Origin of the sequence: Halorubrum sp. GN11_10-6_MGM, from assembly GCF_005435165.1 — an archaeon.
Taxonomy (GTDB): domain Archaea; phylum Halobacteriota; class Halobacteria; order Halobacteriales; family Haloferacaceae; genus Halorubrum.
This window is the reverse complement of the sequence record NZ_SGUC01000193.1, coordinates 1-364: the sequence shown is the minus strand read 5'-3', so window position 1 is coordinate 364 and position 364 is coordinate 1. Positions and strand designations below refer to the sequence as shown.

Below are 364 nucleotides of genomic sequence, written 5' to 3'. Positions count from 1 at the left end.
ACCGCCGTCAGTACGAGGTTCTTCGTCGTCGTCCTCGTCCGGCGAGGACGACGACTTATCATCGGTCGATTGCTCTTTGCTCGGTGGCGTATGCGGTCCTTCGTGCCACCGGAGCTTCGCCCTGAACCGTTTGTTCTCTTCGCGGAGCCGTTCGTTTTCCTCACGGAGCTGTTCGTTTTCTTCTCGAAGCCGCTGATTTTCTTCCTCAAGCGCAGTGAGTCGTTCGAGGATTTCTTTCTTCGTAGGCTCTGAAGAAGTCATAAACAGGCGAAACGGGATGGTCTCCTGATCGGAGACCATCCCTCAGGAATCCACTTGCTCGCCTGTTGCATCGATCTACGATACCTCTCAAACGGCTCCTACG

At 54.9% G+C, this 364-nt stretch carries 1 pseudogene; it reads right to left on the bottom strand.

The features are described 5' to 3' along the window. Positions 1 to 300: pseudogene (locus tag EXE46_RS16700) on the bottom strand (cell division protein ZapB); the annotation flags it as partial. Positions 301 to 364 lie beyond the last annotated feature (64 nt).